This is a genomic window from Variovorax sp. 10N432 (assembly GCF_056394465.1).
On sequence record NZ_JBFTHX010000001.1, the window covers coordinates 305,382 to 325,609 of the forward strand.

16 protein-coding genes and 2 pseudogenes are annotated in these 20,228 nt (G+C 67.9%); 7 read left to right on the plus strand and 11 right to left on the minus strand.

The window, feature by feature from the left end:
• Positions 1–32 precede the first annotated feature (32 nt).
• Positions 33–4,106, minus strand: a complete 4,074-nt coding sequence (gene purL / locus AC1DF3_RS01495) for a phosphoribosylformylglycinamidine synthase (protein WP_478138645.1) — start codon at positions 4,104–4,106, stop codon at positions 33–35.
• A gap of 80 nt (positions 4,107–4,186) precedes the next feature.
• On the opposite strand from purL, the gene map reads away from it, so the two are divergent.
• From map to AC1DF3_RS01510, 3 genes are read left to right on the plus strand one after another with little or no spacing between them, the layout of a single operon-like run.
• Positions 4,187–5,011, plus strand: a complete 825-nt coding sequence (map, locus tag AC1DF3_RS01500; protein ID WP_286531938.1) for a type I methionyl aminopeptidase — start codon at positions 4,187–4,189, stop codon at positions 5,009–5,011.
• 26 nt (positions 5,012–5,037) lie between these two features.
• The gene (locus AC1DF3_RS01505) at positions 5,038–7,626 is read left to right on the plus strand and encodes a [protein-PII] uridylyltransferase (protein ID WP_478138646.1); all 2,589 of its coding nucleotides are present in this window, start codon (positions 5,038–5,040) and stop codon (positions 7,624–7,626) included.
• Positions 7,627–7,636: 10 nt separating this feature from the next.
• Positions 7,637–8,032, plus strand: coding sequence for a PPC domain-containing DNA-binding protein (locus tag AC1DF3_RS01510; RefSeq protein ID WP_478138647.1), 396 nt, complete (start codon positions 7,637–7,639; stop codon positions 8,030–8,032).
• On the opposite strand, the gene AC1DF3_RS01515 is transcribed toward AC1DF3_RS01510, so the two are convergent.
• Complete coding sequence (locus AC1DF3_RS01515; protein WP_478138648.1) at positions 8,029–8,490, minus strand: FadR/GntR family transcriptional regulator; 462 nt, start codon at positions 8,488–8,490, stop codon at positions 8,029–8,031. The two genes, AC1DF3_RS01510 and AC1DF3_RS01515, sit on opposite strands and share 4 nt — an antisense overlap.
• Between AC1DF3_RS01515 and AC1DF3_RS01520 the strand changes: the two are divergent.
• A pseudogene (locus AC1DF3_RS01520) lies at positions 8,381–9,142 on the plus strand (glycosyl hydrolase family 28 protein); the annotation flags it as partial. The gene AC1DF3_RS01515 and the pseudogene AC1DF3_RS01520 overlap by 110 nt on opposite strands.
• Before the next feature lie 3 nt (positions 9,143–9,145).
• Here AC1DF3_RS01520 and AC1DF3_RS01525 read toward each other — a convergent pair.
• The 5 genes from AC1DF3_RS01525 to AC1DF3_RS01545 all read right to left on the minus strand — a co-directional run bounded on the left by AC1DF3_RS01525 (position 9,146) and on the right by AC1DF3_RS01545 (position 13,078).
• A complete protein-coding gene (locus AC1DF3_RS01525) occupies positions 9,146–9,655 on the minus strand; it encodes a GNAT family N-acetyltransferase (RefSeq protein ID WP_286531944.1) in 510 nt (169 codons plus the stop codon).
• Positions 9,655–9,930, minus strand: coding sequence for a type II toxin-antitoxin system TacA family antitoxin (locus AC1DF3_RS01530; protein WP_286531945.1), 276 nt, complete (start codon positions 9,928–9,930; stop codon positions 9,655–9,657). The genes AC1DF3_RS01525 and AC1DF3_RS01530 overlap by 1 nt, the downstream gene beginning before the upstream one ends.
• A gap of 78 nt (positions 9,931–10,008) precedes the next feature.
• Positions 10,009–11,064: an amino acid ABC transporter permease gene (locus AC1DF3_RS01535; protein WP_478138649.1), complete on the minus strand. Its 1,056-nt coding sequence runs from the start codon at positions 11,062–11,064 to the stop codon at positions 10,009–10,011.
• A complete protein-coding gene (locus AC1DF3_RS01540) occupies positions 11,061–12,050 on the minus strand; it encodes an amino acid ABC transporter permease (RefSeq protein ID WP_478138650.1) in 990 nt (329 codons plus the stop codon). Before AC1DF3_RS01540 ends, AC1DF3_RS01535 begins: the two co-directional genes overlap by 4 nt.
• Positions 12,047–13,078: an amino acid ABC transporter substrate-binding protein gene (locus AC1DF3_RS01545; protein WP_286531948.1), complete on the minus strand. Its 1,032-nt coding sequence runs from the start codon at positions 13,076–13,078 to the stop codon at positions 12,047–12,049. The genes AC1DF3_RS01540 and AC1DF3_RS01545 overlap by 4 nt, the downstream gene beginning before the upstream one ends.
• Before the next feature lie 164 nt (positions 13,079–13,242).
• Here AC1DF3_RS01545 and AC1DF3_RS01550 point away from each other — a divergent pair, with 164 nt between their 5' ends.
• Positions 13,243–13,650 carry a hypothetical protein gene (locus AC1DF3_RS01550; protein ID WP_286531949.1) on the plus strand — a complete coding sequence of 136 codons (408 nt, stop codon included), beginning with the start codon at positions 13,243–13,245 and terminating at the stop codon, positions 13,648–13,650.
• A gap of 26 nt (positions 13,651–13,676) precedes the next feature.
• Here the strand turns inward: AC1DF3_RS01550 and AC1DF3_RS01555 are convergent, their stop codons facing one another.
• From AC1DF3_RS01555 to AC1DF3_RS01570, 4 genes are all read right to left on the minus strand, one after another.
• Positions 13,677–14,792, minus strand: a complete 1,116-nt coding sequence (locus AC1DF3_RS01555; RefSeq protein ID WP_478138651.1) for a fimbrial protein — start codon at positions 14,790–14,792, stop codon at positions 13,677–13,679.
• Between the two features lie 17 nt (positions 14,793–14,809).
• Complete coding sequence (locus AC1DF3_RS01560; RefSeq protein ID WP_478138652.1) at positions 14,810–17,407, minus strand: fimbria/pilus outer membrane usher protein; 2,598 nt, start codon at positions 17,405–17,407, stop codon at positions 14,810–14,812.
• Between the two features lie 123 nt (positions 17,408–17,530).
• Positions 17,531–18,322, minus strand: a complete 792-nt coding sequence (locus AC1DF3_RS01565; protein WP_286531952.1) for a fimbria/pilus periplasmic chaperone — start codon at positions 18,320–18,322, stop codon at positions 17,531–17,533.
• A gap of 86 nt (positions 18,323–18,408) precedes the next feature.
• Positions 18,409–18,957, minus strand: a complete 549-nt coding sequence (locus tag AC1DF3_RS01570) for a fimbrial protein (RefSeq protein WP_286531953.1) — start codon at positions 18,955–18,957, stop codon at positions 18,409–18,411.
• A gap of 409 nt (positions 18,958–19,366) precedes the next feature.
• On the opposite strand from AC1DF3_RS01570, the pseudogene AC1DF3_RS01575 reads away from it, so the two are divergent.
• Together AC1DF3_RS01575 and AC1DF3_RS01580 are read left to right on the plus strand one after the other, a co-directional pair.
• A pseudogene (locus AC1DF3_RS01575) lies at positions 19,367–19,666 on the plus strand (transposase); the annotation flags it as partial.
• 156 nt (positions 19,667–19,822) lie between these two features.
• Positions 19,823–20,227, plus strand: coding sequence for a DoxX family protein (locus AC1DF3_RS01580; protein WP_286531954.1), 405 nt, complete (start codon positions 19,823–19,825; stop codon positions 20,225–20,227).
• The last annotated feature ends 1 nt before the right edge of the window (position 20,228 follow it).

A 20,228-nucleotide genomic window follows, 5' to 3' on the forward strand; every position in this document is an offset into this window, starting at 1 on the left:
GGCGCCGAGCACCGAACGTCGCAGCACGGGGCTCAGCCCACCCACTTGCGCGCGTTGCGCCAGATCCGCATCCAGGGGCTGAGCTCGCTGCGGTCGCCCGAGGTCCAGCTCATCTGGATGTTGCGGAAAACGCGTTCCGGATGCGGCATCAGCGCGGTGAAGCGGCCGTCGACGGTGGTCACCGAAGTCAGGCCGCCGGCGCTGCCGTTCGGGTTGAACGGATAGCGCTCGGTCGCCTCGCCGTGGTTGTCGACGAAGCGCATCGCCGCGATCGCCCGGGCCGGGTCGCCGCGGTGCTTGAAGTTGGCGTAGCCCTCGCCGTGCGCGACTGCGATCGGCATGCGGCTGCCGGCCATGCCGGCGAAGAACAGGCTGGGCGATTCGAGCACCTCGACCATCGACAGGCGGGCCTCGAAGCGCTCGCTCTGGTTGGTCGTGAAGCGCGGCCAGGCCTCGGCGCCCGGAATGATGTCGGCCAGCTCGGCGAACATCTGGCAGCCGTTGCACACGCCCAGGCCGAAGGTGTCGGCGCGGCCGAAGAAGCCCTTGAACTGCTCGGCCAGCCTGGGGTTGAAGGTGATGCTCCGGGCCCAGCCGATGCCCGCGCCCAGCGTGTCGCCGTAGCTGAAGCCGCCGCAGGCGACCACGCCCTTGAAGTCGGCCAGGTCCGCCCTGCCCGTCTGCAGGTCGGTCATGTGGACGTCGAAGGCCTCGAAGCCGGCCTCGGTGAAGGCGTAGGCCATCTCGACATGCGAGTTGACGCCCTGCTCGCGCAGGATCGCGACCTTGGGGCGGGCCAGATTGAGGAATGGCGCAGCCACATCGTCGGTCGCGCCCGGCGCCAGCAGCACGTGGGCGCCCGGGTCCTGCGGATCGCCGGCGGCGGCGTGTTCGGCATCGGCGCAGTCGGGGTTGTCGCGTTCGCGGCAGATCTTCCAGCTGACCGAATCCCAGACCTGGTGCAGGTCGGCGAGGCCGGCGCTGAAGACGGCCTTGGCGTCGCGCCACACTTCGACCTTTCCCTTGCCCGCGTCCATCGGCGAACTGGCCGGCCGGGTCTTGCCGACGAAGTGGCTGTGGGCGCTGAGCCCGTGGGCGCGCAGGGTCTGCATGACCTCGTTGCGCTCGGCGGTTCGCACCTGCAGCAGCAGGCCCAGCTCTTCGTTGAAGAGCGCCTTGAGCGTGAGCTCTTCGCGCCGCGCGCTGACCTGGCCGGCCCAGTTCTTGGCATCGCCGTATTCGGCGCGGCTGTCGCTGATGCCGTCGCCCTCGGTGACCAGCAGATCGACGTTGAGCGCCACGCCGACATGGCCGGCGAAGGCCATCTCGCAGGCGGCCGCGAACAGGCCGCCGTCGCTGCGGTCGTGCAGCGCGAGGATCTTGCCCTCGGCGCGCAGCGCGTTGACCGCGGCGACCAGCTTCACCAGGTCTTGCGGATCGTCGAGGTCGGGCACCGTGTCGCCGCTCTGGCCCAGCGTCTGCGCCAGGATGCTGCCGGCCATGCGCTGCTTGCCGCGGCCCAGGTCGACCAGCACCAGCGTGCTGTCGGGCTCGTCGGCATCGAGCTGCGGCGTCAGCGTGCCGCGGACGTCGGCCAAGGTGGCGAAGGCGGTGACGATCAGGCTCACGGGCGACGTGACCTTCTTCGCCTCGCCGCCGTCCTGCCACTGGGTGCGCATCGACAGCGAATCCTTGCCCACCGGGATCGAGATGCCGAGCGCCGGGCAGAGCTCGAGGCCGACGGCCTTGACGGTCTCGTACAGCGCCGCATCCTCGCCGGGCTCGCCGCAGGCGGCCATCCAGTTGGCCGACAGCTTGACCCGCGACAGTTCGATCGGCGCCGCCAGCAGGTTGGTGATGGCCTCGGCCACCGCCATCCGGCCCGAAGCCGGGGCGTCGAGCGCGGCCAGCGGCGTGCGTTCGCCCATGCTCATGGCCTCGCCCGCGAAGCCGCGGTAGTCGGCCAGCGTGACGGCGCAGTCGGCCACCGGCACCTGCCACGGGCCGACCATCTGGTCGCGGTGGCTCAGGCCGCCGACGGTGCGGTCGCCGATGGTGATCAGGAAGCGCTTCGAGGCCACGGTCGGGTGCGCCAGCACGTCGATGGCGGCCTGCTGCAGGTCGACGCCCGTGAGGTCGAGCGGCTTGAAGCTGCGCGCCACGGTCTGAACGTCGCGCAGCATCTTCGGCGGCTTGCCCAGCAGCACGTCCATCGGCATGTCGACCGGCTGCGCCTCGGCGCCTTCGTCGGCCACCAGCAGCTGGCGCTCCTCGGTCGCCACGCCGACCACCGAGAACGGGCAGCGCTCGCGCTCGCAGAAGGCGCGGAACTGCGCCAGCGACTCCGGCGCGATCGCCAGCACGTAGCGCTCCTGGCTCTCGTTGCACCAGATCTCCTTGGGCGCCATGCCGGATTCTTCGAGCGGCACCGCCCGCAGGTCGAAGCGCGCGCCGCGGCCGGCGTCGTTGGTCAGCTCGGGGAAGGCGTTGCTCAAGCCGCCGGCGCCGACGTCGTGGATCGCCAGGATCGGGTTGGCCTCGCCCTGCTGCCAGCAATGGTTGATGACTTCCTGCGCCCGGCGCTCGATTTCCGGGTTGCCGCGCTGGACCGAATCGAAGTCGAGTTCGGCCGCATTGGCCCCGGTCGCCATCGAGCTGGCGGCGCTGCCGCCCATCCCGATGCGCATGCCCGGCCCGCCGAGCTGGATCAGCAGCGCGCCGGCGGGAAAACGGATCTTCCTGGTCTGGCCGGCATCGATGCTGCCGAGGCCGCCGGCGATCATGATCGGCTTGTGATAGCCGCGCTGGACCGTGTCCCGGTCGCTTTCGATCGCCTGTTCGTACTCGCGGAAGTAGCCCAGCAGGTTGGGCCGGCCGAACTCGTTGTTGAAGGCGGCGCCGCCCAGCGGGCCCTCGGTCATGATCTGCAGCGGGCTCGCGATGTGGCCGGGCTTGCCGTAGCTGCCCTCGGCGGGCCACAGCTTCGACACCGTGAAGCCGGTCAGGCCGGCCTTCGGCTTGGAGCCGCGCCCGGTGGCGCCCTCGTCGCGGATTTCGCCGCCGGCGCCGGTGGAGGCGCCCGGGAACGGCGAGATCGCGGTCGGATGGTTGTGGGTCTCGACCTTCATGAGCACGTGGCTCAGCGCCTCTTCCTTGCGGTAGCCGCCGGATTCGGAGGCGGCCACGAAACGCTCGATCTGCGTGCCCTCCATGACCGAGGCGTTGTCGGCATAGGCGATCACCGTGTGCTGCGGGCTCAGGCGCTCGGTGTTGCGGATCATCGAGAACAGGCTCTGCGGCTGCGCCGCGCCGTCGATCACGAAGTCGGCGTTGAAGATCTTGTGACGGCAGTGCTCGCTGTTGGCCTGGGCGAACATCATCAGCTCGACGTCGCTCGGGTTGCGGCCCAGTCGGGTGAAGGCATCGACCAGGTAGTCGATCTCGTCCTCGGCCAGGGCCAGGCCGAAACGGCTGTTGGCCTCGACCAGCGCCGCCCGTCCGCCGCCCTGGACGTCGACCTGCGCCATCGGCTGCGGCGGCAGTTCGGCGAACAGCTCGGCCGCCTGCTCGATCCGGGCCAGCACCGATTCGGTCATGCGGTCGTGCAGCAGGTCGGCCACCGCGGCCAGCTTGTCGCCTTCGAGCACCGGCGCCTTGCCGAGCAGGGGCGCCTTGAGCACCAGGTGGTACTCGGTCACCCGCTCGACCCGGCGCAGCGCCAGGCCGCAGTTGTGGGCGATGTCGGTGGCCTTGGAGGCCCAGGGCGACACCGTGCCCAGCCGGGGCGTGACCACCACCGTCGACCCGGCCTTGGCCGGCGCCACGAAGGGCTCGCCATAGCCCAGCAGGGCGGCAAACCGCTCTTTCGCGGCCTGGTCGAGGGGATCGTCGGTGACCACCAGGTGGACGAAACGGGCGCTCAGGCCCTCGATGCGCGGCTCGACCGCCTGCAGGCGGGGCAGCAGCTGCCGGGCCCGGAAATCGCTGAGGGCGCTGCCGCCCTCGAAGAAGCTCACCACGGGGGCGGCATGGACAGCACGAGGGGAAGACGGGTTCACGGGCAGCGTCACGTTCGGGTCGGCCGCAGGGGCCGCGTTGGGATTCATGAGAATGAGGCGGCGGCCGCTGACTGGGGCCATCCGCGCTAACCCTGAATTTTAACGGCTCGGATGGGATAATTCCGGCCATGAGCATTACCTACAAAGACGCCGAGGGCGTCGCCGGCATGCGCGTGGCCTGCCGCCTGGCCTCCGAGGTCCTGGACTACCTCACGCCCCACGTCGTGCCCGGCGTCACGACCAACCAGATCGACAAGCTCGCCCACGACTACATCACGCAGGTCCAGGGCGCCATTCCGGCGCCCCTGAACTACATGGGCGCCAGCAGCACGCCCTACCCCAAGTCGATCTGCACCTCGGTCAACCACGTGGTCTGCCACGGCATCCCGAATGACAAGCCGCTCAAGAAGGGCGACATCATCAATTGCGACATCACGGTCATCAAGGACGGCTGGCACGGCGACACCAGCCGGATGTTCGTGGTCGGCGATGCCTCGATCGCGGCCAAGCGGCTGTGCGCCTTCACCTACGACGCCATGTGGCACGGCATCGTCAAGGTCAAGCCGGGCGCCCATCTGGGCGACATCGGCTTCGCCATCCAGCGCTTCGCCGAAAGCAACGGCTTCTCGGTGGTGCGCGAATTCTGCGGCCACGGCATCGGCCGGGGCTTCCACGAGGAGCCGCAGGTGCTGCACTACGGCCGGCCGGGCACGCTCGAGGAGCTCAAGCCGGGCATGACCTTCACGATCGAGCCGATGATCAACGCCGGCAAGCGCGAGATCAAGGAAGACGCCAAGGGTGGCCAATACGACGGCTGGACCATCGTCACCCGCGACCACTCGCTGTCGGCGCAGTGGGAACACACGGTGCTGGTCACCGAGACCGGCTACGAGGTGCTGACGCTGTCGGCCGGCAGCCCACCCGTGCCGGCCTTCGTCAGCGCCGCGGCTTGAAACCGCGCCGGCTGCTCCTGGCGCCCATGGTCGACATCGCCTCGCTGCGCGACGCCTATCGCACGCACAAGCTGGCGCTCTTCGACCAGCTGCGCAGCGCGCGGGCGCCGACGCGCAGCGTCCACACCGTGCTGCGGCAGCTGGCGGCGCTGGCCGACGAGACGCTCGGCGCGCTGTGGGCCGACGCCGGCTTCGGCCACCGGCTGGCGCTGGTGGCGGTGGGCGGCTTCGGGCGCGGCGAGCTGTTTCCCTACTCCGACGTCGATGTGCTGCTGCTGCTGCCCGAGGGCGAGGACAGCGGGGTCGAGCCGGCACGGCTCGAGGCCTTCATCGGCCAGTGCTGGGATGCCGGGCTCGAGATCGGCTCCAGCGTGCGGACGGTCTCCGAATGCCTGGACGAAGCCGCCAAGGACGTCACGGTCCAGACCTCGCTGCTCGAATCGCGCCTGGTGATCGGCGACAAAAAGCTCTATGCGAGCTTCCGCAAGAACTTCTTCGCCGCCATCGACCCGCAGGCCTTCTTCGCCGCCAAGTCGCAGGAGATGCGGCACCGCCACCAGAAGTTCGACAACACGCCCTACGCGCTCGAACCCAACTGCAAGGAGTCGCCAGGCGGCCTGCGCGACCTCCAGACCATCCTGTGGATGACCAAGGCCGCGGGCTTCGGCAACCGCTGGGACGACCTCGCCAGGAATGGCCTGGCGACCGCGTTCGAGATCCAGCAGATCAAGCGCAACGAGGCGCTCCTGAGCCTGATCCGCGCCCGCCTGCACGTCACTGCCAATCGCCGCGAGGACCGGCTGGTGTTCGACCTCCAGACCGCGGTGGCCGCCACCTTCGGCTATGTCGGCGAGTCGCAGCGCAAGGCCAGCGAGGCGCTGATGCGGCGCTACTACTGGGCCGCCAAGGCGGTCACCCAGCTCAACCAGATCCTGCTGCTCAACATCGCCGAGAAGCTGCAGCCGCAGGCCGACCAGCCGACGCCGATCAACGAGCGCTTCTTCGAGAAGGGCGGCCTGATCGAGGTCGCGAGCGACGACCTCTACGTGAAGGATCCGCACGCGATCCTCGAGACCTTCCTGCTCTACCAGAAGACCATCGGCGTCAACGGCCTGTCGGCGCGCACGCTGCGGGCGCTCTACAACGCGCGCCACGTGATGGACAGCAAGTTCCGCAACGACCCCGTCAACCACGCGACCTTCATGCGGATGCTGCTGGAGCCGCGCGGCATCACGCACGCGCTCCGGCTGATGAACCAGACCTCGGTCCTGGGGCGCTACCTGCGGGTGTTCCGGACCATCGTCGGCCAGATGCAGCACGACCTGTTCCATGTCTACACGGTCGACCAGCACATCCTGATGGTGCTGCGCAACGTGCGCCGGTTCTTCATCGCCGAGCACGCGCACGAGTACCCCTTCTGCTCGCAGCTAGCGGCCGGTTGGGACAAGCCCTGGATCCTCTACATCGCGGCGCTGTTCCATGACATCGCCAAGGGCCGCGGCGGCGACCATTCGACCCTGGGCGCGCGCGACGTGCGGCGCTTCTGCCGCCAGCACGAGATCCCGCGCGAAGACGCCAGGCTGATCGAGTTCCTGGTCGCCGAGCACCTGGTGATGAGCCAGGTGGCGCAGAAGCAGGACCTGAGCGACCCCGAGGTCATCGGCGCCTTCGCCAAGCGCGTCGGCAACGAGCGCTACCTGACGGCGCTGTACCTGCTGACGATCGCCGACATCCGCGGCACCTCGCCGAGGGTCTGGAACGCCTGGAAAGGCAAGCTGCTCGAGGACCTCTACCGGCTGAGTTCGCGCGTGCTGGGCGGCCGCATGCCAGACCCCGGCGCCGAGATCGAGGCCCGCAAGCGCGAGGCGTTGGTGCAGCTGGCGCTCTACGCCGAGCCCTTGCACGCGCACAAGGCGCTCTGGGAGACGCTCGACGTCGGCTACTTCATGCGCCACGATGCCAACGAGATCGCCTGGCACGCCAAGCAGCTGTCGCGCCACGTGCCGCATGCCGGCGTGCCGATCGATCCGCACACGCCGCCGATCGTGCGGGCCCGGCTGTCGCCGGTCGGCGAAGGCCTGCAGGTGGTGGTCTACACGCCCGACCAGGCCGACCTGTTCGTGCGCATCTGCGGCTACTTCGACCAGTCGTCCTTCAGCATCCTGGACGCCAAGGTGCACACGGCGAGCAACGGCTTCGCGCTCGACACCTTCCAGGTCGTGACCACCTTCATCCCGGAGCACTACCGCGACCTGATCAGCATGGTCGAGACCGGCCTGGCCAAGACGCTCAGGGAGGCCGGCCCGCTGCCGGCGCCGAGCAAGGGCCGGGTCTCGCGCCGGGTGCGCAGCTTCCCGATCAAGCCGCGCGTCAGCCTGCTGCCCGACGAGAAGGCGCAGCGCTGGCTGCTCAGCATCTCGGCCAGCGATCGCGCCGGACTGCTCTATTCGGTGGCCCGCGTGCTGGCGCGGCACCACCTGAACCTGCAGTTGGCGAAGGTCACGACCCTGGGCGAGCGGGTCGAGGACACCTTCCTGATCAGCGGCCCGGAGCTCCAGGGCCAGCGGGCCCAGCTGGCGATCGAGACCGAGCTGCTCGAGGCGCTGGCGGCCTGAGGAGCCGGAGGTGGAAGCGACGCCGCTGCGCCTGCACCCCGGCGACGACCTGCGCGGCGCCCTCGATGCGGCGCTGGCCGCGCGGAGCTGCGCGGCCGGGTTCGTGCTCTCGGGGATCGGCAGCCTGGGCGCCGCACGCCTGCGCTACGCCGGCATCGAGACACCCGCGACCCTGCTCGGCGACCTGGAGATCCTGACGCTGGCGGGCACCCTGTCGCCCACCGGCTCGCACCTGCACATGAGCGTGTCCGATTCCGAAGGCCGGGTGCGCGGGGGCCATGTCGCGCCGGGCTGCATCGTGCGCACGACCGCCGAGCTGCTGGTGGCATGGCTGCCGGCGTGGCGGTTCACCCGCGAGCTCGATCCTGCGACCGGTTTCGCCGAGTTGACGATCCGCAAGACCTAAGCCACCGCGGGGACGCCGCCGGACGACGGATCCGCATGCGCCAGCCGCTGGCGCTCGCGGCTGTTGACCAGGTGGATCCGCATGGCGGCGCGCGCCGCCTCGGGGTCGTGGCGCTCGATCGCGCCGAAGATGTCCTGATGCTCCTGATGGACCTTCTGCAGGTGCTGGGCGCGCTGCTCGACGTTCAGCCATGACGACGAGACCCGCGTGCGCGGAATCACCTCCAGGCCCAGGTGCGCCATCAGGTCGCTGAAGTACCGGTTGCCGGTCGCCTGGGCGATCGCCAGGTGGAAGCGGAAATCGGGAGGGACCGTCTCGCCGACCCCCGTCAGGTCGCGCTCGAAATCCGTGAGCACCGGCGACGACGACATCGCCCTCAAGGGCAGCAACAACCCCAACCCGGTCGGCTTTGGCATCGACGGCAATCGCGACAAGCGCAGCGACCGTGCCCATGGCATCGTGATCGCGCACAACCACATCTACTGGCGCCACGGGATCTCGATCGGCAGCGAGACCAATGCCGGCGTCACCAACGTCCATGTGTACGACAACTCGTTCCAGGATTCGGAAGAAGGCCTGCGCATCAAGTCGGACTACGCGCGCGGCGGCGAAGTCAGCAACATCGACTACCGCGACATCTGCATCAAGGACGCGCAGAACGCCCTGCTGTTCACCACCTACTACAGCACCAAGTCGCTGCCGGGCACGGGGCCGAAGGTGCCGAACTTCCACGACATCTCGCTCAGCAACGTTCGCATCATGGGCAGCGCGATGATCAAGCTGCAGGGCTTCGCGGCCGGCACCGGCGGCTACTTCACGCCGACGCCTGCCATTCCGACGGGCTATCTGCCGGGCCACCCGCTGGGCATGACCATGACCGACGTGCTGGCGGACGATCCGGCGCTGATCTCGGTGATCGCCTCGGATGCGAACCTCACGCTCAGCGACGTGAACCTGCCGATCGCCGCATCGACGGCCAACAACATCGTCGTCAGCGGCGCGTCGGCGCACACCCAGGAGCCTTCGAAGATCCTCGACTGCAGCAAGGCCTTCGTCGACTTTCCGGCCATCGGTGCGTCGAACCCGTTCGGGACCCATGCGGCCCCTTGAAGCTCAGGGCGCCGGGCTCGACGAGATCCGGCGCGCGTCCTTGAGGAGCAGCAGCAACTGCTGCTCACGAACGGGCGACGGCTCGAAGCCGAATCGAAGATAGAAGCGCTCGGCATCTTCGTCGATGGGGTGGGTCAACATGGCGCGGACGCCGGCCTGGTCGGCGATGAGGAGCGTGCGTCGGATGGCGTCCTGGAGCATGCCGACGCCAATGCCCCGACCTTGATCGGACGAACTCACTGCCAGCCTGGCCAGGATGATCACCGGAATGGGGAAGGCCCCCATGCCCTTGCGTACCCGATCAGGCGCATCCAGCGTGTCGATCTGTCCCACCGTCAGGCTGAAGTAGCCGGCGACCCGTGCGCCCTGCGCAACCACGAAGGTCTTGGCCGATCCGCTGGCCTGCGCTTGGCGCCCGTGCCGAACCAACCAATCATCGAGCGAAGGCTTGCCGCAATCGAACGCTTCCAGGCGATGGCTCGCATCCAGCGCCTGCGGAGCACCGAATGCCATCAGGTGTCCCAGGGAGCGCGTCGCGAGAGCAGGTTCTTCAGGCCGGGGTTGTCCTGTTCGGGCCGATCCAGCATCGACAGCAACGCCTGCGACTGACTGCTCGTCGCCAGGAACAAGCGCTGGTCGAGCAGGGTTCGTTCGGCGGCCTGGTAGGCGCTATCGAGAATGAACTCGGTCATCGACTTGTTGCTGACCTCCGCGGCGCGACGCAGTACGGTCTCCTGCTGCGGGGTGGCACGCAGTCCGAGCCGGGAGGAACGAGCAGCAGTGGTCATCGCGATTTCCTTCAGAACGTACGCCATGTTAGTACAAACGACGCACAAATGCAATTTCGAAGTTGTCGATGAGACCGCTCAATGCCCGCTCGACAGCCGCCGCTCCAGCCAGCCGCTGTAGCGCGACAGCCCGAAGCACAGCACCCAGTACACGGCGGCGATGAACAGGTAGCCCTCGAGGTAGAACGGCCGCCAGGTCGGGTCGCCGCCCAGCGCCAGGCCGAGCGCGCCGGTGAGCTCGAACAGGCCCACCACGGTGACGAGCGAGGTGTCCTTCAAGGTGCCGACCACGTTGTTGGTCAGGGCCGGCACCACCAGCCGCAGCGCCTGCGGCAGCACGATGTCGCGCTGCACCGGCCAGCGGCCGAAGCCGAGTGCCATCGCGGCGTCGACCTGGCCGCGCGGCACCGCCTGCAGCCCGCCGCGGATGATCTCGGCCAGGTAGGCGGCGACGAACAGCGACAGGCCGGCGAGCACCCGCACCAGCACGTCGGGCTGCCAGCCGGCCGGCCACAGCAGCGGCAGCAGGAACGAAGCCATGAAAAGCACCGAGATGAGCGGCACGCCGCGGACCAGTTCGATGTAAGTGGCGCAGAGGGTGCGGATCAGGGGCCACTCCGAGCGCCGGCCGAGCGCCAGCAGCAGCGCCAGCGGAAAGGCCAGTGCCAGGCCGACCACCGCCAGTCCGATGGTGAGCGGCAGGCCGCCCCAGCGGTTGGTCGCCACCGCCGCCAGTCCCGCCACGCCGCCGCGCATCAGCAGCACGAACGCGGACAGCGACACCAGCCAGAGCGGCAGCAGCCACCAGCGCCAGCTGCGCGGCCAGGCGCTCAGCAGCGTGGTCAGCGACAGCAGCGTGACGGCGACCGCCGGCCGCCACTGGTCCTCGTAGGGATAGCGGCCGAACAGGATCGGTCGCCACTTCTCGGCGATGACGCCCCAGCAGGCGCCATGGGGCACGGCCCGGCAAGCCTGCGCATCCGGACGGAACACGGCCTGCAGCACCGCCCATTCGAACGCGTGGAACCCCGCCCAGCCGAACAGCAGCAGCAGCGCCAGCGTGAAGGCCCCGCGCAGCGGCGAGCCCCACAGTTCCTCGCGCCATTCGATCGGCGCCCGCACGCCGGCGCTCATCGCCAGCCCCGCAGCGCGACGCGCGCGTTGTAGCGGTTCATCGCCCAGGAGATCAGCAGCGAAAGCCCGAGGTAGACCGCCATGATCACCGCGATGCACTCGAAGGCGCGGCCGGTCGAGTTGAGCGAGGTGTTGGCGATCGAGACCAGCTCCGGATAGCCGACCGCCACCGCGAGCGAAGAGTTCTTGGTCAGGCTCAGCAGCTGGTTGGTGAGGGCCGGCACGATCACGCGCAGCGCCTGCGGCAGCACCACGATGCGCAGCTGCTGCCACCCGGTCAGGCCCAGCGCCTGGGCGGCCAGCTTCTGGCCCTGCGCGACCGAGGCGATGCCGGCGCGCACGATCTCGGCGACGAAGGAGGCGGTGTAGAGGGCCAGCGCGGTCACCACCGCCAGGTATTCGGGACTCAGCGCCGCGCCGCCGCTGACATTGAAGCTGCCGCGCTCGGGCCATTCGAAGTGGCTGGGCCACCACGCGCCCTCCTCCCGGACCGGCCAGGGCAGCGCCAGCCCGCCCTTGCTCAGCCAGACATCCGGCAGCAGTTCGAGCGGCTCGGTGGAATCAGGCAGCAACTGGGTGAGCGCGAAGTACAGCATCAGCAGCTGCACCAGCAGCGGTACGTTGCGGATCGTCTCCACATAGGCCCTGCACAGCCCGCGCACCAGCACGTGCGGCGCCAGCCGGCCGATGCCGATCAGCGTGCCGAGCACGACCGCGATCAGCGCTGCCGGCACGGCGGCGCGCACCGTGTTGATCAGGCCGGCCAGGAAGGCACGCCAGAACGGCTGGCCGGCATCGAAATCGAGCCAGCCCTCGGAGATCTCGAAACCCGCCGGCTGCAGCAGGAAGTCGAAGCCCGAGTGCACGCCGCGGCTGCGCAGCACCTCGAGCGCATGCTGAACCAGCCAGACGACGCCGGACGCGATCGCCGCGATCAGCAGGGCCTGCAGGGCCCAGGCGAGCCAGGCGGCCCGGCGCCGGCTCATCGCACCGGCAATCCGTACATCAGCCCGCCTTTGTTCCAGAGGTTGTTCGAGCCGCGCGGCAGCTTGAGCACCGATTTTGGGCCGACATTGCGCTCGAACATCTCGCCGTAGTTGCCGACCGCCTTGATCGCGCGGTAGGACCAGTCCTTGTCGAGGCCCAGCAGCTTGCCGAGGTCGTCGCCGCTGCCGACCAGGCGCTGCTGCGCCGGGTCCTTGCTGGAGGCCTTGAGCTCGTCGATGTTGGCCTGGGTGATGCCGAACTCCTCGGCCTCGATCAGCGCGTTGGGCACCCACTTGGCGATCGCGAACCATTCGTCGTCGCCGCGGCGCACCAGCGGCGCCAGCGGCTCCTTGGAGATCAGCTCGGGCAGGATCACGTAGTCGTCGGGGTTCGGCGCTTCCTTGTTGCGCAGGCCCGCGAGCGCCGAGGTGTCGGTCGTGAACGCCTGGCAGCGACCGGCGAAGAAGGCCTTGAACGAGGCCTCGAAGCTCTCGAACACGACCGTCTTGACCGGGATGTTCTGGGCCTTGAACCAGTCGGCGACGTTCTTTTCGTTGGTGGTGCCGGCCTGGGTGCAGATGGTGGCGTTCTTGAGCTGCTTGGCGCTCGTCACCTTGAGCTTCTTGGGCACCAGGAAACCCTGGCCATCGTAGTAGGTGATGGTCGTGAAGTGGAAGCCGAGCGATGCGTCGCGGGTCAGCGTCCAGGTGGTGTTGCGCGCCAGGATGTCGATCTCGCCGGCCTGCAGGGCCGAGAAGCGCTGCTGCGAATTCAGCGGCACGAACTCGACCTTCTTGCCGTCGCCGAGCACGGCCGCCGCGATCGCGCGGCAGGTGTCGACATCGAGCCCGGACCAGTTGCCCTGGGTGTCGGGCGCCGAGAAGCCGGCCACCCCGTTGGTCACGCCGCACTTGACGGTGCCGCGCTGCTTGACGGCGTCGAGCGTCTTGCCGGCGAAAGCCGGCGCGGCCGCGAAGGCCAGGGTGGCGGCGACAGCGGCGAGCGCCGGGCGGATGCGTGAATTCATGCGGTGGTCCTCTTTTCTTCGAAATGACGGCAGGCCGGCAGTTTACGTGGGGTGGGCATCCAATTGCGGCGGCTTGTCGGCGGTCAAGGTTCGTTGTTTCAGCGTGTGACTGGTCGAAACATTTGCAATATATTTGAAACCACCACGAGCTCAAGGAGGTAGATATGCAGCAGCGCACTGGCGCTTCCTCGCGCATGGCCATCGTCCCGGTCATTGCCGCCTGTCTCTTCACCACGGCCGCCAGCGCGGCGGGCGGCTCGATCGCCTTCGCCGGCGCGATCGTCCCGTCGTCGTACGGTGTCGTCGTTTCACCCGCCGCCTCTGGCGGCGCCCGCGACGACCCGACGCTCCGCGGGACCGAGCTGCGATTCATCGCCTCGCCATCCGAACCCAGGAGCGCCGTGGTGCGCATCGAACGACCGGATCGCGAACCTGTTGAGATCCGCTGCGGCGCCGGGATGCAAACCACATCCGATCGCGGCTGCCGGCTGGGCCACGAGACCGGCAGCCTGACGCTGGCGCCGCCAGCCGGCGCCTCCGCGCTCGCCGTGGTGATCACGACCTACGACTGACGCGCCGCCGCCGATGGCGCCCCGCCCTACTGGTAGTCGATCGTGAAGATCACCGCGCCGTTGGCCTCGCCCGGCGTCACGACCGGGTCGGTCTGCACATAGCGCGCGGCCAGCGGGATCGCATAGCTGGCGCCCGGCTCCGAATTCGGGTCGATCCCCGAGGGATAGACCGTATCGAAGCCATGCGGCGCACCGTCGGGCCGTCCGAGCTGCAGCCCGATGCCGCCTGCCGCCATCCCGCCGCGCCGGGCCGGGCTCAGGGCGACGACCCCCTGGCTGGGCGGGCCGATCATGCGGGTCGTGCCGGACAGGCTGTAGCCGATCTGATTGCTTTGCGTCACACCCGAGAACTGCCATCCGCTCCCGCCCGTGTGGCTGTTGGTCGCCGACACCGACGCGCCGTAGAAAGCCGGGCAATTCTCCAGCCGGATCTCGAAACGCTTCCACGCCGTGGTGCTGCCGGGGCCCGAGAACTCACCGCTTCGGTAAGTCCCCATCGTGACGTTCACGTCAGGCGTGGTACAGGTCTGCGAGACGATCTGCAGGCCGCCGACGAACTGCAGCCGCAGCAGCGGCAGCTGTGCGATCGACACCTCGGCGCCGGGAAGCTGGCTGCCGCTGACCACACCGGGCGACACCGGCCCGATCTTGATCAGGTTCAGGCGCAACTGGGCCTGCTTGCCGCCGACGGCGGCAGGGTTCGAGGTGATCGGCAGGTTCCTCACGACCGGCAACGCGGCATCGGACGACAGATCCTCGATGAAGACCCCGATGCCCGGCAGTCCGGACTCGTAGACCTGGCCCGCATGGGGTCCGGTGTTCCACGAGGCCAGCGGCCGCGGATTGGCGCCGTAGTTCGACCTCAGGTCAACGCTTCCGATGCCGCCGCTGCACTGGATGCTGAACGGCTGCAGGTCGGTGAGCTGCTGATAGATGATCGTGCCGTCCGGCACGTCGCGCCCGATCGTCAGGGCCTGGACCACCAGCGACTGGGTGAGCGAAGCGGGTGCCGGACCATAGGCGTTGTCCAGGCCATAGTCGCAGCGGATCGCGGCACTCGCCGCCGTCGAGAGGGCCAGCAGCGCGAGTGCGGCGCCGAATCGGCCGGCCACGGCGTGGGCCTGCCTTGGAAATGCTTGCATGCGTGCTCCAGGTTGTTTCATTTGACGGCGCCCGTGGTTTCGGGCGCCGCGGACGGCGCAGCGGCCGCGCAGGGTCCGTCGAAATGCTCCAGGCTCGCGCTGCTGCCCGACACGCGGTCCGGCAAGGCCGACAAATCGATGCTGCATTGGCGCGAATCCTGATCGCCCCATCGCACCGTCAGCACTCGATTGGTCTCGGGCATGCGCGCGAAGATGCGACCGCCCTGCCCGACTGTCCCGACGTTGTCGCCGTTGGCGTCCCTGACTTCGGCGCCGAACGGCAGTGGGCCGCCATCCGGCAGGCGGCTGTCGACCAGCAGCGCGCGACCGGTCACCGTCTTGTATTGCAGCCTCACGACCGCGCCGGCGCGCGGTGCCACCTGCTGGCTCGAGGCCTGCAGTTCCACGTCGGTGGAGATGCCCTTGGGATCGATCGCGACTTCGTTCAACCGGTAGGGCGTCATGTAAGGGACGATGCCGAAGCCCTGGCCATCGAGGACCACGCCCGGATAGCTCTCGATGCGTGCCCCGCCTGCGCCCGGGGCCTCGACCAGTCCGATCGTCTCGCCGATGTACGGCGACAGCGTGAGCCCCCCGGCATGCAGCACCGCCGAGCCGCTGACGCCCAGCGAACCGCTGGTGTAGTCCCGGCCTTGCCCGTAGAACGCCTGGAGGTTCGCGTAGGGGCTGCGGTACTGGGCGTTGAGGGAACCGTTGGCGCCCTGCTGCTCCGCCTGTCCGGCCGCCACGCCCCAGGACAGCGCGTTGCCGGAGCCGGCCACCCCGCTCAGGGTCGCCTGGCTGGCGCTCGCGCCGTCGGCATTGCGGCTGAGGTTGAGCATGGCGTTGATCGGCGGCCTGTCGGCCTTGCCCAGAGGGATCGAAAGACTCGCCATGAACACGTTCGCCATCCGGCCGAGGGCATCCCGCGATCGATTGATCGACAGGGCATAGCTGATCGAGCCGAAGCTGTTGCTGTAGCTGAACTGGTATTGCACGTCGCGCTGATCCCGGTTCCAGTAGTCCTGCGCGTAGCCGCTGAGGGAGAGCTGGCCGCCGCGTTCTCCCAGCGCCTGGCTGAAACTGAGCGACAGCCGATTGCGCGGCCGCCAGATCGAGTCGAACGCCAGCCCCCGTCGAACCGCGTCAGCGGCCAGCGCCGCATCGCTGAAACCGAAGAATCCGTCGGTCGAGAAGCGGGCCGCCGACACCGAGACGCTGCTGGCGAACTGCTCCAGGAACTTGCTGTAGCCCAGCCGCAGGCTTTGGCCCGACCGGCGCGCCTCGCCGATCTCCGAACTGGCCGCGGTCAGGTCGGCCGACAGCGCCCCCACCGGCGTTGCCGCGGCCAGCCCCGCCAACGCTGCGCCGTAATGCTCGCTCGCCTGGATGCCGCCGTAGCCGGTCAGGCGGTCGCTGAAGCCCCGCTGCAGGGTGCCCTGCAGGAAACCCGGCTGATCCATCAGGGCGGCATTGCGCAAGCGGCCGCCCGTCAGGCTGAACCGCGCGGTGCCCGGACGCAGCAAGCGCGGCACCGACACGTAGGGCACCGAAAAGATGCGCTGGCGGCCGTCGGATTCGGTCACCGTCACATCGAGGTCCCCGCCGTAGCCGGCCGGATTGAGGTCATTGATCTCGAAGGGACCAGGGGGCACCGGCGTGTCGTAGATGACCACCCCGCTCTGCCGGATGGTGACCCGCGCCTGGGTGGTGGCGATCCCGCGCACGACCGGTGCATAGCCGCGCTGGGAATCGGGCAGCATCCGGTCGTCCGAGGCCGCCTGCGCGCCGAGGAAGGGCACGGTATCGAAGATTTCGCCGCTGGTGTTGGCCTCGCCGATCGTGAGCCGGCCGCGCAGCGCGCCGAGGTCCCGCTGCACGTAGGTGTTCTGCGTCTGGTAGGTCGAGCCGCCCTGCGCTCGCCAGGACATGCTGCCGTTGTGGCGGAAGTTCCAGCCGCCGGCATTGAAGCCCAGGTTCAGCCCGAGGTAGGACGAGTCGAAGGATTGTCCGGCCGTGCGTTGGCGATAGTGGTTGAAGGAGTAGCCGAGCATCGCCGCCGTGACGCCCTGATCCCAGCCCGCAGGGTCCACATAGCCGCGCGGCGTCTTGCGCACCAGGGCCTGGGGGATGCTGGCGTCGAGCGACAGCGAGGAAGTGTCCAGGGTCAGCGTGGCATCGGGGATCAGGTCCTTGATCGACAGGCACGCCGGCCCGGCCAGCGAGAGCAGCGCCGCCTCGCTCAGCTTCTCGAAGTCGACCGACATCCGCTCGAGCAATGCGCGCGTCACGCACAGTTGCGCCTCGTCCGGCCCGCGGATCGCCTTCACCGTGACTTCGGTGCGGCCAAGTCCCTTGCCGTTGACCGACAGGTCGACCCGGTACTCGCCTGGTGTCAGGGGATTGCCCTTGGCGAAGCGCGAGAAATCCACCTTGGGACCGGCCGCCGCAGGGGCGAAGTCGTCGTTGAATTCGATCACGGCCAAGCCGTCGGCCGAAGCGGGCGCGCCGGTCTGCGCGAGAGCCAGCGGCATGGGGCCGAACACGAAGATCAACGCCGCACTCAGGCGGCTCAACGGCCACGAGGGCACGGCGCCCCGGGAAAAAGCTCGCATCTTTCTGTATCCATCGCATGGCAGCGGAAAGCGCTGCGCCACGCCAGCCCCTGGAGGCGGGTCGTCGTGAAAGTCGGGAGGCCCGGTGCCTGAAGCTGCACCGGCAGGAATCGATTCAGCCCCTCAGGGCGGCGTGTCCGGCTGCGCGGCCCGGGTCTCGACGCGGGCTGCGGGTTCGACCTCTCTGTCGACCGGGGCGCCGTAGTCGTTGATCGCGGTGAAGCGGATCCGGGGTGCAGCATCCGGCTTCGATGTCAGCCCGGCCAACGGAAAGCGCAGGCTGTCGTGCGGCGCGACCATGCCACGCTCGGTTTCGTAGGTCCGGTCGCCGAAGGCGACCGATGCCCTGGACACGCTGACGTGGTAGGCCGACGGGTTCTCGGCCTTCAGGTCGTATCCGTTGCGGGCCTCGTTCGCAGTCAATTGCCAGCGCAATCCGGCGATCGCTTCATTGGCGTCGCCGGGCAGCCCCTTGGGCCGGAAAAATATCTTTATCCGCGAGCGAAATGCCATCTGCAGAATATTCCGGCTGTCTCGAAGCTCGGCATCGGGCCGCGGCGGAATCTCAAGGACGTTGAGCCAGAAAACCGACTCCCGATCCTGCGGCAGCGGCTCCTTGGTATAGGTCATCCGCACCGACTGCCCCTTGCCCGGATCGATCCTGAATATCGGCGGCAATAGCGCGAACGGCACCGATTTTTCTTGAGCGCTGGTTTTTTCATTGCCATCGTCGATCCAGCTCTGGACCAGCGCCGGCAATGCGCCGGTATTGTTCAATTTGACCGTGACTTCGCGCTCTTCGGCCGGATAGACGACACGGGTGCCGGTAATGACGATGGCCGCATGCGAAAGGCCGAATGCGAAGGCGGACAGGGCCAGGAGCCGGCGAACGCCGGTGCGAAAGTGATTTTTCATTGAGTCTGTTCGAAGTCGCTCGCACGGGCGCGCCGGCGAGGCGCGCCGAGGCGCCCGCACGCCAGGGCGCGCGGGCGCGATCAACCTTATTGGTAGTCGATCGTGTAGGTGACCGAGCTGGTCACGAGGCCGGCGGTGGAGGCACCCGTCGCGTAGTAGCGGACGCCGTATGGCAGATCCACTGCGCCGCCGGAGATGGTCCCGTGGACGTTGTTGGTGCGCTGAGATGCGTCACCCACGTTGATCGGCGCATTGTTGCCGTCGACATCGAGCAGCTGCAGCTGCACGTTGTCGGCGCCGCCGACCGTCATGTTCTTCAGCCGACCCGAGCCATCCACGGTCGGGCCTTGCTCGAAGAAGGCGGCGGCCGTGCCCGGGGTCGCCAGGCAATCCCTGAGCCCGATGGTGAAGCGCGTCTCGCCAGCCACGTCGCCGACGTTGGCCAGGGCACCCTGGGTGACGTGCGGCAGCGATACGTTGGTCCCCGGCACCAGGGTCGTGGCTTGGCCGTTGACGGTCACGTTGCAGGTCTGGGCCACCACCTCGCCGTCGAAATTGATCCGGCCCGATGCATGGGCGGAAAAAGCAAGAACCGAGGCGCTGGCAACGAGAGTCGACAGAATGATTTTCTTCATGGTAATTCCATATTGAAGTTGACAATGCGTGCAAGGGGAGGTGTTGGCCGCCCCATCTTTTGATTAAGAATCAATTGTCAATGCCACCCGGCATTGATGCACGGCGTGGATTCTAATCATCGAAGCGAAGCCCGCCGGTGCGGAAAATTCCGATAGAGTGAGCAGAAATTGGAATTCCATCAAACCATCAATTGACCTCGATGGTGTAATAAATTAGGAATTTATTAACCACCGGTAACATCGATGCGAAAAACCCGTTTGTCATCAATTCAATTGACTGAACTCAGGCCTGCCGCTGTCTTCATTGGTAAAATAGACACCCTCAGTACTTCACTTTGTAACTGTCATCAATTACGCACGTTTTCCGACAGTTATATTCGCGGAAATAGAAATCAAATCATGGGGACGGATGTACGCGCTGAAGGACTACCAATGGATGTTGATCAAGAACCTGCTGCCCGGGCGCCGCGGTCATGTCGGCGTGACAGCCAAAGACAACCGGCTGTTCGTCGAGGCCGTGCTGTACCGCTATCGCACCGGGATTCCGTGGCGCAACCTGCCGCCGCGCTTCGGTGACTTCCGCGTCGTGCACCTGCGCTATACGCGATGGCGCAGCAGCGGCGCCTGGCTGCCGGTGGTGGAGGCCCTGACTCGGGATGCCGACAACCCCTTCAGGACGATCGATGCGACCCTCATGCAGCCCCAGCGGCGCCGATCGACGTCACTCCCGCTGCCGAGACCCGGCGAGCCGGCCGTGACATCGCTGTCCGATCCGGAAAATCGCCTCGTGCGAGACCCCGATGCGGCAACGCGGTGCGAGATCGACCACAATCGCCCCTGTTTTTAGCAACGAAAGGTTTTTCACATGATCCGTTCCGATGACACCGGCAAGCTCGTCCTGCGTCTGGCCCTGGGTATCCTGATCCTGCTTCACGGCATCTCGAAGCTCAGTAACGGCGTTGGTTTCGTCGAGGGCATGCTGACGTCGCATGGCTTGCCAGGCGCCCTCGCCTACCTGGTCTACGTGGGCGAGTTGTTGGCACCGGTGTTGCTGATCATCGGTGTCTACACCCGTCCGGCGGCCTGGATCACGGTCATCAACATGCTGGTCGCCATCTGGCTCGTCCACCTCAAGGACCTGACGGTCATCGGCAAGTCGGGCGGCTGGGCGCTCGAACTGCAGGGCATGTTTCTGTTCGCCGCGCTGGCGGTGGCCTTCCTGGGCGCCGGGCGTTTCAGCCTGGGCGGCACCAGCGGACGACTGAACTAGC